The organism is Leisingera sp. ANG1 (assembly GCF_000203975.2).
GTDB lineage: Bacteria > Pseudomonadota > Alphaproteobacteria > Rhodobacterales > Rhodobacteraceae > Leisingera.
This window is the reverse complement of record NZ_AFCF02000001.1, coordinates 328,157-343,036: the sequence shown is the minus strand read 5'-3', so window position 1 is coordinate 343,036 and position 14,880 is coordinate 328,157. Positions and strand designations below refer to the sequence as shown.

Sequence of the window (14,880 nt, the reverse complement as noted above, 5' to 3'; positions counted from 1 at the left end):
GATTTAGTCAGTGGGTCTGGTCAGTGGATCTGGAACTCTCCGACCACGTTGCGCCATTCGCCGGGGCCGATCATCTTACGGTGATTGAACCGCACCGAATGCAGCGGCCCCTCAATCTCGCGATGCCAGAATTCGATGAACTCAAACAGCCGCGGGTGGTCCGGCGCAAGGTCGTATTCCTGCCAGACAAAAGTGTTCAATACATGGATGTGGTCCGGCATGTGATAAGTGAATTCCGCCGTGGTCAGCCCGTATCCCTTGAGCATCAGCTCGGTCTCGCTGGTCTCCATCTCTAGCCTCCAATTCTTACCCCCTCTGATTGATGCTAGGGTGCAATTGGTTAATTTCCTCAAAAACAGTGCGTTACCGATGCGTGAACGGCCAGAATCCGGCTTTCGGGGGCTGTGTGCTTGCGCCCCATATACGGTCTCTGATAGGGTGCGAACACAATATATAGACCCAGAAGAAAGAGCGGGCAGCCAACGTGAGCGATACGCCGGAAACTCCTGAAAACATGGACGAAAACCTGCCGGAACGCCCGGCCTATGACGGGCCGACCGTTTCCATCGAAGCCGAGATGCGCAACTCGTATCTCGACTATGCGATGTCGGTCATCGTCAGCCGTGCAATTCCGGACCTGCGGGACGGTCTGAAACCGGTTCACCGCCGCATTCTCTATGCAATGCACGAATCCGGCAACACCCATGACAAGGCCTACCGCAAGTCGGCCCGCCCGGTCGGCGACGTAATGGGTAAATACCACCCGCACGGCGACAGCGCGATCTATGACGCGCTGGTGCGGATGGCGCAGGACTTCTCGATGTCGCTTCCGCTTCTAGACGGTCAAGGCAACTTCGGCTCGATGGACGGCGACAACCCGGCGGCCATGCGTTACACCGAGGTCCGCATGGACAAGCCCGCCGCAGCGATCCTGGCAGATATCGAGAAAGAGACCGTCGATTTCCAGGACAACTACGACGGCAAGGACCGCGAGCCGACCGTGCTCCCGGCCCGCTTCCCGAATATGCTGGTCAACGGCGCTGGCGGCATCGCGGTCGGCATGGCCACCAATATCCCGCCGCACAACCTGGGCGAAGTCGTCGATGCAACGCTGGCGCTGATCGAGGACCCGGATCTGACCAGCGAACAGCTGATCGACTATATCCCCGGCCCCGACTTCCCGACCGGCGGCGTCATGCTGGGCCGCTCTGGCGCCCGCAAGGCCTATCTGGAGGGCCGCGGCAGTGTGATCATCCGCTCGAAAACCCGCGTCGAGGAGATCCGCAAGGACCGCTATGCCATTGTCGTGGATGAGATTCCCTATCAGGTGAACAAGGCCGCGATGATCGAAAAGATCGCCGAGCAGGTCCGCGAGAAAAAGATTGAGGGCGTCGCCCATGTGCAGGACGAATCCGACCGCAACGGCGTCCGGGTTGTCGTTGAACTGAAACGCGACGCAACGCCTGAGGTGGTGCTGAACCAGCTGTTCCGCTTCACCCCGATGCAAACCTCTTTTGGCTGCAACATGCTGGCGCTGAACGGCGGCCGTCCCGAGCAACTGACGTTGCGCCGGTTCCTGACCTCCTTCATCGACTTCCGCGAGGACGTGGTCGCCCGCCGCACAGCTTATGAGCTGCGCAAGGCCCGCGAACGCAGCCACATCCTCTGCGGACTCGCGGTTGCCGTCTCCAACGTCGATGAAATCGTCGCCACCATCCGCTCCTCCGCCGACGCGGCTGAGGCGCGTGAAAAGCTGATGACCCGCCGCTGGCCGGCCGCCGACATCGCGGACTACATCCGCCTGATCGACGACCCGACCCACACCATGAACGACGACGGGACCTATAACCTGTCGGAGACCCAGGCCCGCGCCATTCTGGAGCTGCGCCTGCAGCGCCTGACCCAGATCGGCGTCAAGGAGGTTACCGACGAGCTGGAAGAACTGGCCCGCAAGATCAAGGAATACCTTGAGATTCTGTCCTCGCGCGAGCGCATCATGGGCATCATCAGCGACGAGCTGCGCGAAGTGCGCGACAACTTCGCCGTGCCGCGCCGCACCGAGATCGTAGACTGGTCCGGCGACATGGAGGACGAGGACCTGATTGAGCGCGAGGACATGGTGGTGACCGTGACCTCCGGCGGCTACATCAAGCGCACGCCGCTGGCCGACTTCCGCGCCCAGAAGCGCGGCGGCAAAGGTGTCTCGGGCATGCAGACCAAGGAAGAGGATGTGATCACCACCCTCTTCGTGGCCAACACCCACACCCAGCTTCTGTTCTTCACCACCGACGGCATGGTCTACAAGCTCAAGACCTGGCGCCTGCCGCAGGGCGGCCGCACGTCCAAGGGCAAGGCAATCGTCAACATCCTGCCGATCCCGACCGGGGTTTCCATCGCTGCCATCATGCCGGTCGATGTGCCGGATGAGGAATGGGAAAACCTGCAGGTGGTCTTTGCGACCTCCGGCGGCGACGTGCGCCGTAACCGTCTGTCGGACTTCACCAACGTCCGCCGCAACGGCAAAATCGCGATGAAGCTGCCGGAGGACGGCTCCGTCAAACTGGTGAACGTGCGCATCTGCTCCGAAGACGACGACGTGATGCTGTTCACCAATTCGGGCCGCGCCATCCGCTTCCGCTCCACCGATGTGCGCGTGTTCAACTCGCGCGAATCCACTGGTGTCCGTGGCATCAAGCTGACCGGTGAGGACGATGTGGTCTCGATGTCGGTGATCCGCCACTCCAAATACACCCCGGAGCAACGGACCGCTTACCTCAAGATGCGCCGTGCCATGGCCGGTCTGACCGACGACGCCGATGCTTCGGATGAGGACGCGCCCGAGGATCCGAACTTCTCGACCGAGCTTTATGCAGAGATGTCGGCAGCCGAGAACCTGATCCTGACCATCACCACCGGCGGCTCTGGCAAATTGTCGTCCTCGCACGACTACCCTGTGCGCGGCCGCGGCGGCATGGGCGTCACAGCGATGGACAAGGCGATGCGCGGCGGCGAGATCGTGGCCTCCTTCCCGGTGGAAATGGACGACCAGATCATGCTGGCCACCTCCAAGGGGCAGTCGATCCGGGTTCCGGTCGATGGCATCTCCTTCCGCTCGCGTTCTGCCGGCGGGGTGCGGGTGTTCAACACCGGAAAGGGTGAAGAAGTGGTCTCCGTCGCCTGGATTGCCGAGAACGGCGAGGAAGAGGACGGCGGCGAAGAATAAGCCCCCTCTCACACCAACCCATTGAAAACATTGAACGCCGTCCCGTTGCCGGGGCGGCGTTCGCTTCGTTAACGGCCCCCTAACGGATCTTAGGTAGTGTTACGGCAAGTTCTGATTTCTCATGAAGGGAATACCCCAATGAACTTGTACCACTGCTCCATCGACCTGCATCACGAGGCCAAGGCGCTCACCTTTGCCAGCGCGGTCGATCAATGGATGGGCTATCTGCACGAACGCGGCGTGATCCAAAGCTGGCGGCTGCTGCGCCGCAAACTGGACATGGCCAGCGACACCTGCCGCGACTTCCTGCTGGAAATCGAATTCAGGGACATGACCCAGCTGGATCAGGCGTTCCGGGTGCTGGGCGAACATGACGAGGAAGTGGAGAAACTCTACTCCCACGTCAGGACGCTGATCGCCGCCGCGGACATCGGCCTCTACCGGCCCTTCCCGGATCCGGAACGGGCGGAGCGGATGGCTCTGATCTGACGGGCAGATGCCTCAGACCAGGGTGGTTCCCAGCACATAACTGGCAAAGATCAGGTAGGCGACGGCTGTATGCATCACATTACTCTCTTACTCACACCCCCAAGGATTAAGAGAATACTGTTAAAATGCGGCATTTCCGGGGCAGCGGGTTTTCCGCTGCCGCCAGAGGGCCTTAGCCGTGATGCACTGCCGACTCAGAGATCGTAAAGCAGGCTGAACTTCTCTTCGAGATAGGCCAGCAGCGGCGCGTGGCCCGGCTCCATGCCGGAGGCGTGCCTGATGGTCTCACGCGGGCTGCGCAACCCGCCATGCTGCTGCAGGTTTTCCTTCAGCCAGGCGGTAGCGCCTTCTGTGTTGCCCTCAGCCAGTTCTGCATCCAGCCCCGGCACATCCCGGCGCAGCGCCTGATACAGGCAACCGGCATAGACATTGCCCAGCGTGTAGGTCGGAAAATAACCGAACAGGCCCACCGACCAGTGCACATCCTGCAAACAGCCGTTGGAAGGCTTGTCCACGGCATAGCCGAAGTCCGCCTCGAACCGGTCGTTCCAGGCCGCTTCCAGATCCTTCACTGCCAGATCGCCGCTCATCAGCGCGCGCTCCAGGCCGAACCGCATCATGATATGGAGGTTGTATTGCAGCTCATCCGCTTCTGTCCGGATATAGCCCTTATGCACCGCATTGACGGCCGCATAGAAGGCATCCGCATCCGCAACACCAAAGTCGCCAAAGGCGTCTTTCATCTCCTCAAACAGCCAGCCGGTAAAGGCGCGGCTGCGGCCGATCTGGTTCTCATAGATCCGGCTCTGGCTTTCATGCACCCCCATCGACACGCCGCTGCCCAGCGGCGTCAGCAGGTAGTCTCGGCTGATGTTCTGCTCATAGGCCGCGTGGCCGACTTCATGGATGGTCGAGTAGAAGCAGTTGAACGGGTCGGTTTCGCTGGTCCGCGTAGTGATCCGCACGTCCAGCCCCGCGCCGGAGCAGAACGGATGCACCGCCTTGTCGACCCGGCCATGGGACATGTCATAACCGAACTGTTTGGCGAGCTTGCGGGTCAGCTTCATCTGCGCGGCTTCATCGAAACTGCCGGTCAACCCCGTCGGCGCGGGTTTCTCCAGCACCTTGGCGCGCAGCTCCACCAGTCCGGGGCGCATGGCATCAAAGATTTCCGCGATCGCGGCCCCGGTCATGCCGTGCTCATAGTCCTCGACCATGGCGTCATAAACATCACCGCCCGCGGCCAGCGCCAGGCCTTCCTCGCGTTTCAGTGCGACAACTTCCTCCAGCACCGGCACAAAGGCCGCCACATCCTCATCCGCCCGCGCCGCAGCCCACTGCCCCTGCGCGACAGACGTGACCTGAGCGATCTTCTTGGCCAGATCGGCGGGCACCTTGACGGTGCGTTCATAGCTGCGGCGGATCTCGCGCAGCTGGGCTTCACCCGCCTCATTCGGGGCAACCGCCTGTTCCAGCCACTCCGCCACCCGCGGGTCGCTGCGGCGGGCGTGCAGCACCGCCTCCATCGCAGCCATCTCCTCGCCCCGTTGCGGTGCAGCCCCGCGCGGCATCATGGTTTCCTGATCCCAGCCCAGACGGCCCGCAATCTGCCCCAGCGCCTGGGTTTCGCGCTGGAAGGCCATCAGTTCGTCAAATGCGCTCATAGGTCAGTGATCCTTGATCGAGGTTGCAATGGGGTAGGCAGACAGGAAGCGGGCGCGCAGGATCAGTGCCCAGACACCAATTGCCACCAGCTGATGGGTGATCGCGGCGTGAAGCGGCGCGGCGTATACCACAGTGATGATCCCCAGCAGCACCTGCACGGAGAGCGCTGCAAAAACAGCATTGAAGGCAAAGCGGGTGCGCGCATGGGCAGAGCCGCGCCCGCGCAGCCAGGCCACCGCGCCAAAGGCAAACAGCAGATAACCCGCAACCCGGTGGATGAATTGCACCAACCCGGGGTTTTCAAAGAAGTTCTTCCAGACCGGCTCAATCATGAAGGGGTTTGGCGGGATCACCTGCCCGCCCATCAGCGGCCAGTCAGTATAGGAGCGGCCCGCGTCAATGCCCGCCACCAGCGCGCCCAGCAGGATCTGCAGGAAGGCGAAATGCATCAGGCCAGTAGACAGGCTGAACAGCTTGGCCTCCTTGGCGCGGCGCGCCTGCATCAGCTCGCGCTCCTCGCGGCCCAGCATCAGCACATACCAGGCGATAAATCCGAGGATCACAAACGCCAGCCCCAGATGGGTGGCCAGCCGGTAAGAGGCAACAGCGGTCATCCCCTCTCCCTGGGTCACGCCAGAGGCCACCATCCACCAGCCGATGGCGCCCTGAACGCCACCCAGGACACCGGGCAGCAGCAGCCGGCCAGCCCAGCCTGCCGGGATCTTGCGCGCGGCCAGAAAGCCCAGGAACCCAAGCGCCCAGACCACGCCGATGAAACGGCCCAGCTGGCGGTGGCCCCATTCCCACCAGTAGATCGATTTGAAATCAGACAGTTCCATCCACTGGTTCTGGATGCGCCACTGGTCGATTTCCTTGTACTTATCAAACTCGGCCTGCCACTCCGCCTCCGACATCGGCGGGATCGCCCCGGTCACGGGCCGCCATTCGGTGATCGACAAGCCGCTGTCGGTCAGGCGGGTCAGCCCGCCCACCACGATCATTGCAACCACAAGCGCAAACAGCACCATAAGCCAGGCGCGGATCGCCTTGCGGGCACCGCCGCGGCCGCGGTCGATCAGTCCCGGCTGCACCGCGGGCGCGTCTGTCTTCTCGCCCTCAACCTCTTCGAAAATGCTGCGCTTGCTCATGCTTGCCTCTTTGTCTGTGGTGCCAAGCTACGGGCGGGTTATTCAAAGGTCCAGAGCGGCCTATTCGCCGCCGCGTTCTTTCCAGCGGACCATCTGGCGCATGATGCCGTGCAGCATCTGCACGTCCGAACGCGTCATCCGCATCCGGCTCCACAGATTACGCAGGTTGGTCTTCATGCCCTCGGCCTTTTCCGGCGGGAAGAAGAAGCCAGCCGCGTCCAGACGGTCCTCGTAATGCTCCACCAGCTTTTCGACCTCAACACCTGTGGCCCATTCGCCTTTGCGGCCCAGATCGGTGGTCTCATGCAGCACGTCGCTGGACTGGCGCATCCATTCATATCCGGTCAGCAGCACGCATTGGCCGAGGTTCAGCGAGGCATAAAGCGGGTTCACCGGCACCGAGATGATGGCGTTGGCCTTGGCGATATCCTCGTTTTCCAGCCCGGCACGTTCCGGACCGAACATCACCGCGACCTTCTCGCCCGCCGCGATCTTCTCTGCCGCGATCTGCATCGCCCGTTCGGGGCTGTAGACAGGTTTGGTCAGCCCGCGCTGGCGGGCGGTGGTGGCAAAGACATAGGTGCAGTCGCCCAGCGCCTCCGGCACGTCGGCGCACAGCTGCGCCTCATCCAGCAGCCGCCCGGCGCCAGAAGACATCGCCACCGCCTTGGGGTTCGGCCAGCCGTCGCGCGGCGCCACGATGCGCATCCGGTCGAGGCCGAAGTTCCACATCGCCCGCGCCGCGGCACCGATATTCTCGCCCATCTGCGGGCGGACAAGGACAAAGGCGGGCTGGGGCGTATCGGTGGGCATCGTGTTCTCCGGCAAAATCGGACCTGCTGTACTGCCCGCGCGGCGGCGGGGCAAGGTCCAGCGCGGCTTTGGGCTGCAAATACCGGGGCTTCACCGCCGCAAATCCTTGCGTCCGGCCGGAAATCGGCTAAACACCGTCAAACCGCCTGAACAATGGAGCACCGCCATGGGAAGCCCCTCTGACGCACCGGAGCAGCCGCAGATCTACCTGATCTCCCCGCCGAGTTTCGAGCTGGGCAAATTTCCCGGCCAGCTGGCACGGGTGCTGGATGAGGTGGACGTGGCTTGTGTGCGCCTGGACCTGGCGAGCCGCGATCAGGACACCCTGAGCCGCGCAGGCGACGCGCTGCGCGAGGTGACCATGGCGCGCGACGTGGCGCTGGTGATCTCTGACCATCAGATCCTGGCGGAGCGGCTGGGCCTGGACGGCGTGCATCTGACCGATGCGTCAAAATCCATCCGCACCGCGCGCAAGGCGCTGGGGCCGGATGCGATTGTCGGCTGTTTCTGTGGCGCCTCGCAGCATGACGGCATGGTGGCCGGTGAGGCGGGCGCGGATTACGTGAGCTTTGGCCCGGTGGGCACCTCCGGTCTGGGGGATGGCGCGCAGGCGGAGGCTGACCTGTTCCAGTGGTGGTCGCAGATGATCGAGGTGCCAGTGGTGGCCGAGGGCGGCCTGACTGAGGATCTGGTGCGCGGCATTGCGCCCTTTACCGACTTCTTTGGCATCGGCGATGAGATTTGGCACGCGGAAGACCCGCTGGCGGCGATGAAGGTGCTGATGCGGGCGATGGGCTGAGGCGTTACGCACTCACAAGAACACCCGCTCCACAAACCAGTAGCCGCCGATCATTGCGATGGTGACAGAGGCCGGGATCGCCACCCGGCCGCGGTATTTCGGATGCCGCCCGAACCACAGGCGCACGCCGAGGTAGGCGGCGGCAATCACCGCCAGCTGACCCAGTTCCACCCCCACGTTGAAGCCGATCAGCGCAGGCAGGAACTGGCTGGCAGGCAGGCCGAACTCCCCCAGCACGGAGGCAAAGCCCAGCCCGTGCAAGAGCCCGAAGCCGAAGATCACAAAGCTGCGCCAGGTGTGCAGCTTGCGGGCAAAGATGTTCTCGACCGCGACGAACACGATCGACAGGGCAATCAGCGGCTCAACGATGGCGGGGTCCACCTTGACCATGCCCAGCGCGCCCAGCGCCAGGGTGATGGTATGGGCCACAGTGAACAGGCTCACCTGCAGCAGCAGCGGCTTCACCCGCGGGCTGAGGAAGAACAGCCCCAGCACAAACAGGATGTGATCCAGCCCCTTGGGCAGAATGTGAGTGAAGCCGACAGGAATGTACTCCATGAAGGCCTCAACCGGGGTCTTGGCTGCGCCGCCCTGCAGCGGGATCGGAGGGGACGTCTCACCGCCCTGCAGGTAGCCGGTATAGGGTTCTTCGACTCCGTTCTGCCGCAGCACCACGCCGCCTGAGCCCTTTGGCCAGGTAATGCGCAGGCTTCCGGCTTCGGGCGGGATCTCTCCTGTGAGCTCAAGGTAGGACGCCCGCGGCAAGCTGGCGTTGCCGACCTCGGGGATGGTGATCCTAGCGACAACCAGCGCAACCGGGCTGCCAGCCTGCACGGAAAACGTCTCCAGCCAATCCTCGGCGAACAGCTGCACCATAGGTTCCAGTTCATCGCCCCCCAGCGCGCGCAGTTCGTCATAGTCGGCGGCCTGGGCGGTCTGGTTGGTGTCCGTCAGCCCATCGAGGTTGATGCCCGCAACAAAGGCCTCGACGTTCAGGCGCAGCTTCAGCGTGATCTGCCCGTCCTTCACCGTGAAATCGGCAATCGCCGGCGTGACCTCATGCGCGCGGGCTGGCGGCGATGCTATTGCAACCACGCAGAACAGCAGCGCAAATAGGCCCTGCAACCAAGTGACGCCGCGCCTCACAGCCAAGGAACCATTCATGCAATACCGCCTGTTCTGCTCAATTCTTTGTGCCGGGCTGGCCCTTGGGGCCGCGCCGGTTCTCTCCCACGAGTTTTGGATTGAGCCGGAGAAATATCAAGTTAAATCCGGGGAAACTGTGGTGGCTAAGCTGCGCAATGGCCAGGAGTTCAACGGCGCCGAGCAGCCTTACCTGGATCATCGGATTGCCCGTTACGACGTGATACATGATGGCACAACCACTCCGTATGAAGGCCGCATGGGGGATATGCCCGCCTTTTCTGCGGAGGTGATGCAGGACGGGCTGGCGGTGCTGATCCACCAGACGCAGCCGCAGACCATCAGCTATGACAGCTGGGAAGAGTTCCAGGCTTTCATTGATCACAAGGCGATTGGTGACGTGCGTTCCCGGCACCAGGCGCGCGGGCTGGCGGATGCGGGTTTCACTGAGCAGTACATCCGTTATGCCAAGGCGCTTGTGGCGGTCGGCGATGGTGCCGGTTCGGACCTTGCCACCGGGCTGGAGACCGAAATTGTGGCCTTGGCCAATCCCTATGCGGACGACACAGCAGGCGGGCTTCCGGTCCGGGTGCTGTATCAGGGTGCTCCACGGGCAGGCGCGCAGGTCGAGGTATTTGCCAAGGCCCCGGATGGCACAGTTTCCATTACAACCCAGCTGACGGATGCGCAGGGGGAAACCGCTGTTGCCGTCCTCCCCGGCCACAGCTACCTGCTGGATGCGGTGGTCCTGCGCCCTGCCCCGGAGGGCGCGGATTACGTTTGGGAAAGCCTGTGGGCGGCGCTGACATTCGCGGTGCCTGTCCGGTGATGCCGCTTGCAGAGGCCTGTCAAAGGCGGCAATAGGTCATTATGACACAAGCCCCTACCCCCCAAACACCCGCCATCCTGTGCATCGGGTCGGTCCTGTGGGACATCATCGGCCGCTGCACCAGTGAAATGCAGCGCGGATCGGACATGCCCGGGCGCATCACCCGGCTGCCCGGCGGCGTCGCCATGAACATCGCGATGACCCTGTCGCGCTTTGGTATGAAGCCTGCGCTGCTGACTGCCGTGGGCCGCGACCCCGAGGGCGACGAGCTGATCCACGCCTGCGGCCATTTCGGCCTGATCACCGACCATATCTACCGCTCCGAAGATCTGCCCACCGACCGCTACATGGCCGTAGAGGGTGCCAACGGGCTGATTGCCGCCATTGCCGACGCCCATTCGCTGGAGGCTGCAGGCGACAAGATCCTGCGGCCGCTGTCCGACGGTTCGCTCGGCACCGAGGCTGCGCCTTATGAGGGCCAGGTGGCGCTGGACGGCAACCTGACGCTGTCGCTGCTGGACGACATTGTCGCCAGCCCTGCCTTTGCCAGGGCTGACCTTCGGGTGGCGCCTGCCTCGCCCGGCAAGGCGGAACGGCTGCGCCCGTTCCTCACCCGCACGCGCGGCACGCTTTATGTGAACCTGGAAGAGGCCGGCATCCTGTGCCAGGCGGAGTTCACCGACAGCGAAACCGCCGCGCAGGCGATGCTGGACCGGGGTGCTGCCCGGGTGCTGGTCACCGATGGCGGCTCCTCTGCCACCGTCGCTGATGCCGAGGGCGCCATCACCCTGCACCCGCCCCGCGTTACCGTCGCCCGGGTGACCGGCGCAGGCGATACATTCATGGCCGCCCATATCGTTGCCGAGGCACGGGGCGAAGACCGCAAAACCGCTTTGGCCTCAGCCCTCAAGGCTGCGGCGACCTACGTTTCAGGAGAACCCCCGCTTTGATCGACATTCAGTATTCAGCCGAAGTCCAGGCCGCCAAGGCCGCAGGACAGGCCATCGTTGCGCTGGAAAGCACCATCATTACCCACGGCATGCCCTATCCGCAAAATGTCGAGGTCGCAGCGCAGGTGGAGCAGGATATCCGCGATGCCGGTGCCGTGCCTGCCACCATGGCGGTGATTGAGGGCGTGCTGCATGTCGGGCTTGAACCCGATCAGCTGCAGGCGCTGGGACAGGCCAAAGGGGTTGCCAAGATCTCCCGCGCCGACATGCCCGCCTGCATCGCCACCGGCGGCACCGGCGCCACCACCGTTGCAGCCACCATGATCGCGGCGCGGCTGGCGGGCATTTCCGTCTTTGCCACCGGCGGTATCGGCGGTGTCCACAAGGGGGCGGAGACCACGTTCGACATTTCCGCCGACCTGATGGAGTTGGCGCAAACCCCGGTGACCGTTGTGGCCGCGGGTGCCAAGGCGATCCTCGACCTGCCAAAGACGCTGGAAGTGCTGGAAACCCAGGGCGTGCCGGTGATTGCCTACGGGCAGGACAGCTTCCCCGCGTTCTGGTCGGCCCAGTCGGAGCTGAAGGCACCGCTGCGCATGGACACCCCCGCCGAAATCGCACGCGCCCATGCCACGCGCCAGGCCATGGGGCTGCCCGGCGGCCAGCTGGTGGCCAACCCGATCCCGGCAGACGCCCAGATCGCGGCAGAGGAATTGGCCCCGGTGATTGCCCAGGCCCAATCCGAGGCGGACGCCCAGGGTGTTGCAGGCAAGGACGTGACCCCCTTCCTGCTGAGCCGTATCTTCGAGCTGACCGAAGGCCGCTCGCTCACCGCGAACATTGCATTGGTGCGCAACAATGCCCGGCTGGCGGCAAAGATCGCACAGGAACTCAACAATCTCGCACAATGAGTTGATTTTTGGGGCGGAAACCATTGCTCCGCCCCAAAACAGTGCCTAGGTTCCACGCGGAATTCCTGGAAAACTGATCTATGACCACGCCATTCGACGAAGAACCCCAACGCCGCCGCGGCCTGTTCGCCAGCCTGCGGGCCTCCTTCTTTACCGGCATCGTGGTGATTGCGCCGGTGGGGCTGACCATCTGGCTGCTGTGGTCGGTGATGGGCTGGATCGACAGCGTGGTGCTGCCGCTGGTGCCGCACACCTTCCGCCCTGAGCAATACATAGGCATCAACCTGCGCGGCGTCGGGCTGATCATCTTCCTGTTGTTCACCATCATCGTCGGCTGGATTGCCAAGGGCATCATCGGCCGCTCGCTGATCACCTTTGCCGAAGGCCTGGTGGACCGGATGCCGGTGGTGCGCACGGTTTATTCCGGTATCAAGCAGATCTCCGAGACCGTCTTTGCCCAGTCCGAGCGCAGCTTTGAAAAGGCCTGCCTGGTGCAATACCCGCGCAAGGGCATCTGGGCCATTGGCTTCATCTCCACCCATGCCAAGGGTGAGATTGCCAAGCGCGCCGAAACCAGCGGCGGGCTGGTCAGCGTTTTCCTTCCGACCACGCCGAACCCCACCTCCGGTTTCCTGCTGTTCGTGCCGGAGGAAGACGTGATCGAACTGGAGATGTCGGTGGAGGACTCGGCCAAGCTGGTGATCTCAGCAGGCCTCGTATATCCGAACCCCAAGGACCCCACCAAGCCGGTGGAAAACGGCAAGAAGCCGAAGGTCCTGGAAAAAGAAGACGCCTAACCGAACATTGCCGGCAGATCGGCGGAGGAGCGCACCCCAAGGTTTCCCCGGTCCCGCGCAAGGAACGCCTCTGCGGCAGCCCGTCCTGCCTGTTTCAGCCGCGCCAGGATCTGCGGCACCGGAAACAGCTTGGTGGTGACCGACAGCTGCGTCATCAGATCGTCATCAGCGATCATGTGCACCCGCACCTGTTTCATCCGGCCCTGCTGAATGGTGCCATCGGCCAAAAGACGCTGCACGAAATTGATCGCCCGCAGTTCCCGCAGCAGCGAGGAGTTGAAGCTGATCTCATTCACCCGGTTGCGGATCTGCTGCGGCGTCTTGGGGATCTCGTCGCGCTCCAGCGGGTTGATGTTGACGATCACCACATCCCCTGGCAGGTCCTCGCGGAACAGCGGAAACAGCGCTGGGTTGCCGGTGTAGCCGCCGTCCCAATAGGCCTCCATGCGGCCTGTTTCCGGGTCCTCGATCTCCACTGCCTGAAACAGGTCCGGCAGGCAGGCGGAGGCCAGGATCGCGTCGGTGCTGATCTCCTCACCCTCAAAGATGCGGATCTTGCCGCTGCGCACGCAGGTCGCGCAGATGAAAAGCTCCGGGCCTTCGCCGGCGCAGACCTCGGCAAAATTGAACTGCTCCACCACCTCGCGCAGCGGGTTCTTGTAGAACGGGCCATAATGATAGGGCGAGATCACCTGACTCAGGCTCTCCAGCGGCGAAAACGGCATCGCCGCCTCCAGTGCGCCAGCCCAGGCCACCGCATCAAACCGCGTCAGCCAATGATTGAACCGCATGTCGCCCACGGCGCCCATCCGCGCCCACAGCCCGTCCAGCGCCGCCTTGGCGCCTGCGCGACCGTCCTGCACCATGCCGGCCTTGAGCGCCGCCCCGTTCAGCGCCCCGGCGGAGGTCCCGGTGATGCCGGCAACCTCGATCTCCTCGTCCTCCAGCAGCCGGTCGAGCACACCCCAGGTGAACGCCCCATGCGCGCCGCCGCCCTGCAGGGCCAGATTAATCCGTGTCACCAAACGCCACCTGCCTATTTCACCTTTGTGAAAATACTCCGGGGGTGAATTGCCCCGTCGGGGCAAGAGGGGGCTGGCCCCCTCCCGCCGTTACCGCACGCGCTTACAGCGCCGTCCAGCCGCCATCGACGCTGAGGGTGGTGCCGGTGATCTGCGCCGCCGCGTCCGAGCACAGGAACACCGCAGTGCCGCCCAGTTGCTCCACCGTGGCAAACTCGCGGCTCGGCTGGCGTTCCAGCATCACCTTCTTGATCACCTCATCCCGGCCCATGTTGTATTTCTCCATGGTGTCGGGGATCTGCGCCTCCACCAGCGGTGTCAGCACATAGCCCGGGCAGATCGCGTTGCAGGTGATCGGCTCCTCCGCGGTCTCCAGCGCCACGGTTTTAGTCATGCCCACCACCCCGTGCTTAGCGGCCACATAGGCGGCTTTGTAGGGCGAGGCAGTCAGCCCGTGCGCTGACGCAATGTTTACGATCCGTCCCCAGCCTGCCGCACGCATCTTGGGCAGTGCTGCTGCCATGGTGTGGAAGTTCGAGTTCATGTTGATGGCGATGATCGCATCCCATTTTTCCTGAGGAAACTCGTCAATCGGCGCCACATGCTGGATGCCGGCGTTGTTGATCAGGATATCGCAGGCTCCGGCCTTTTCGATCAGCGCGCGGCAGTCCGTGCCCTTGGACATATCGGCCTGGACGTACTGGGCCTTGACGCTGAACTCACGGGCGAGTTCTGCTGCGAGCGCGTGATCCTCTTCCCGGTCGGTAAAGGAGTTCAGAACCACATTGGCTCCTGCCCGTGCCAGCTCTCGGGCCACCCCCAGGCCAATGCCTGAATTCGATCCGGTGATAACGGCGGTCTTGCCTTGCAATGTCATCGCATCCTGCCTCTTGGCTGATTGAAACTGCCGCCACTGTGCCATGCTGCAGATGCAAAAGAAACGCGTAAGACTACGGATGCCGCGAAGGTCATTCCTGCCATTTTCGCAGCTTGCAAAAAGAGAGAAACGGGCAGAAAAAAACGCCCGCACAAGGCGGGCGTTAGTTATTGAGGCAGGTTTCATACAGGCAAGAAACCTATCGAGCAGTGAC

14 protein-coding genes are annotated in these 14,880 nt (G+C 63.2%); 7 read left to right on the top strand and 7 right to left on the bottom strand.

Features of this window, described 5'->3' with window-relative positions:
* Positions 1-20: 20 nt before the first annotated feature.
* Positions 21-290: an usg protein gene (locus tag GC1_RS01675; protein ID WP_019296257.1), complete on the bottom strand. Its 270-nt coding sequence runs from the start codon at positions 288-290 to the stop codon at positions 21-23.
* A 224-nt stretch (positions 291-514) separates the two neighbouring features.
* Between GC1_RS01675 and gyrA the strand changes: the two genes are divergently transcribed.
* Both gyrA and GC1_RS01665 read left to right on the top strand, forming a co-directional pair.
* Entirely contained in the window at positions 515-3,223 is a 2,709-nt protein-coding gene (gene gyrA / locus GC1_RS01670; RefSeq protein ID WP_019296256.1) for a DNA gyrase subunit A, read from the top strand.
* A gap of 138 nt (positions 3,224-3,361) precedes the next feature.
* On the top strand, positions 3,362-3,712 hold the full coding sequence (locus GC1_RS01665; protein ID WP_019296255.1) for a DUF6614 family protein: 351 nt from the start codon (positions 3,362-3,364) through the stop codon (positions 3,710-3,712).
* Positions 3,713-3,906: 194 nt separating this feature from the next.
* Here GC1_RS01665 and GC1_RS01660 read toward each other — a convergent pair whose 3' ends face one another.
* From GC1_RS01660 to GC1_RS01650, 3 genes are read right to left on the bottom strand one after another with little or no spacing between them, the layout of a single operon-like run.
* Positions 3,907-5,376 carry a carboxypeptidase M32 gene (locus GC1_RS01660; RefSeq protein WP_019296254.1) on the bottom strand — a complete coding sequence of 490 codons (1,470 nt, stop codon included), beginning with the start codon at positions 5,374-5,376 and terminating at the stop codon, positions 3,907-3,909.
* Between the two features lie 3 nt (positions 5,377-5,379).
* Complete coding sequence (gene ctaA / locus GC1_RS01655) at positions 5,380-6,525, bottom strand: heme A synthase (protein ID WP_019296253.1); 1,146 nt, start codon at positions 6,523-6,525, stop codon at positions 5,380-5,382.
* A 60-nt stretch (positions 6,526-6,585) separates the two neighbouring features.
* Positions 6,586-7,338 (bottom strand): RNA methyltransferase, encoded by a 753-nt coding sequence (locus GC1_RS01650; protein WP_019296252.1) that lies wholly within the window; start codon positions 7,336-7,338, stop codon positions 6,586-6,588.
* Between the two features lie 166 nt (positions 7,339-7,504).
* Here GC1_RS01650 and GC1_RS01645 point away from each other — a divergent pair, with 166 nt between their 5' ends.
* On the top strand, positions 7,505-8,137 hold the full coding sequence (locus GC1_RS01645) for a thiamine phosphate synthase (RefSeq protein ID WP_019296251.1): 633 nt from the start codon (positions 7,505-7,507) through the stop codon (positions 8,135-8,137).
* Positions 8,138-8,149: 12 nt separating this feature from the next.
* Here the strand turns inward: GC1_RS01645 and GC1_RS01640 are convergent, their stop codons facing one another.
* The gene (locus GC1_RS01640) at positions 8,150-9,301 is read right to left on the bottom strand and encodes a HupE/UreJ family protein (protein WP_019296250.1); all 1,152 of its coding nucleotides are present in this window, start codon (positions 9,299-9,301) and stop codon (positions 8,150-8,152) included.
* Here GC1_RS01640 and GC1_RS01635 point away from each other — a divergent pair.
* The 4 genes from GC1_RS01635 to GC1_RS01620 all read left to right on the top strand — a co-directional run bounded on the left by GC1_RS01635 (position 9,300) and on the right by GC1_RS01620 (position 12,767).
* The gene (locus tag GC1_RS01635) at positions 9,300-10,109 is read left to right on the top strand and encodes a DUF4198 domain-containing protein (protein ID WP_019296249.1); all 810 of its coding nucleotides are present in this window, start codon (positions 9,300-9,302) and stop codon (positions 10,107-10,109) included. The genes GC1_RS01640 and GC1_RS01635 overlap by 2 nt on opposite strands.
* 41 nt (positions 10,110-10,150) lie before the next feature.
* Positions 10,151-11,059, top strand: coding sequence for a PfkB family carbohydrate kinase (locus GC1_RS01630; protein WP_019296248.1), 909 nt, complete (start codon positions 10,151-10,153; stop codon positions 11,057-11,059).
* Positions 11,056-11,970 (top strand): pseudouridine-5'-phosphate glycosidase, encoded by a 915-nt coding sequence (locus GC1_RS01625; protein ID WP_019296247.1) that lies wholly within the window; start codon positions 11,056-11,058, stop codon positions 11,968-11,970. The genes GC1_RS01630 and GC1_RS01625 overlap by 4 nt, the downstream gene beginning before the upstream one ends.
* Before the next feature lie 80 nt (positions 11,971-12,050).
* Positions 12,051-12,767 carry a DUF502 domain-containing protein gene (locus GC1_RS01620; protein WP_019296246.1) on the top strand — a complete coding sequence of 239 codons (717 nt, stop codon included), beginning with the start codon at positions 12,051-12,053 and terminating at the stop codon, positions 12,765-12,767.
* Here the strand turns inward: GC1_RS01620 and GC1_RS01615 are convergent.
* Together GC1_RS01615 and GC1_RS01610 are read right to left on the bottom strand one after the other, a co-directional pair.
* Entirely contained in the window at positions 12,764-13,792 is a 1,029-nt protein-coding gene (locus GC1_RS01615) for a patatin-like phospholipase family protein (RefSeq protein ID WP_019296245.1), read from the bottom strand. The two genes, GC1_RS01620 and GC1_RS01615, sit on opposite strands and share 4 nt — an antisense overlap.
* 100 nt (positions 13,793-13,892) lie before the next feature.
* Complete coding sequence (locus GC1_RS01610; RefSeq protein WP_019296244.1) at positions 13,893-14,666, bottom strand: 3-hydroxybutyrate dehydrogenase; 774 nt, start codon at positions 14,664-14,666, stop codon at positions 13,893-13,895.
* Between the last annotated feature and the right edge of the window lie 214 nt (positions 14,667-14,880).

Excerpts from the sequence above, each read along its gene's own strand:
- GC1_RS01675 (WP_019296257.1), bottom strand. The coding sequence starts at position 290 with ATGGAGACCAGCGAGACCGAGCTGATGCTCAAGGGATACGGGCTGACC.
- gyrA (WP_019296256.1), top strand. The coding sequence starts at position 515 with ATGGACGAAAACCTGCCGGAACGCCCGGCCTATGACGGGCCGACCGTT.
- GC1_RS01665 (WP_019296255.1), top strand. The coding sequence starts at position 3,362 with ATGAACTTGTACCACTGCTCCATCGACCTGCATCACGAGGCCAAGGCG.
- GC1_RS01660 (WP_019296254.1), bottom strand. The coding sequence starts at position 5,376 with ATGAGCGCATTTGACGAACTGATGGCCTTCCAGCGCGAAACCCAGGCG.
- ctaA (WP_019296253.1), bottom strand. The coding sequence starts at position 6,525 with ATGAGCAAGCGCAGCATTTTCGAAGAGGTTGAGGGCGAGAAGACAGAC.
- GC1_RS01650 (WP_019296252.1), bottom strand. The coding sequence starts at position 7,338 with ATGCCCACCGATACGCCCCAGCCCGCCTTTGTCCTTGTCCGCCCGCAG.
- GC1_RS01645 (WP_019296251.1), top strand. The coding sequence starts at position 7,505 with ATGGGAAGCCCCTCTGACGCACCGGAGCAGCCGCAGATCTACCTGATC.
- GC1_RS01635 (WP_019296249.1), top strand. The coding sequence starts at position 9,300 with ATGCAATACCGCCTGTTCTGCTCAATTCTTTGTGCCGGGCTGGCCCTT.
- GC1_RS01640 (WP_019296250.1), bottom strand. The coding sequence starts at position 9,301 with ATGAATGGTTCCTTGGCTGTGAGGCGCGGCGTCACTTGGTTGCAGGGC.
- GC1_RS01630 (WP_019296248.1), top strand. The coding sequence starts at position 10,151 with ATGACACAAGCCCCTACCCCCCAAACACCCGCCATCCTGTGCATCGGG.
- GC1_RS01620 (WP_019296246.1), top strand. The coding sequence starts at position 12,051 with ATGACCACGCCATTCGACGAAGAACCCCAACGCCGCCGCGGCCTGTTC.
- GC1_RS01610 (WP_019296244.1), bottom strand. The coding sequence starts at position 14,666 with ATGACATTGCAAGGCAAGACCGCCGTTATCACCGGATCGAATTCAGGC.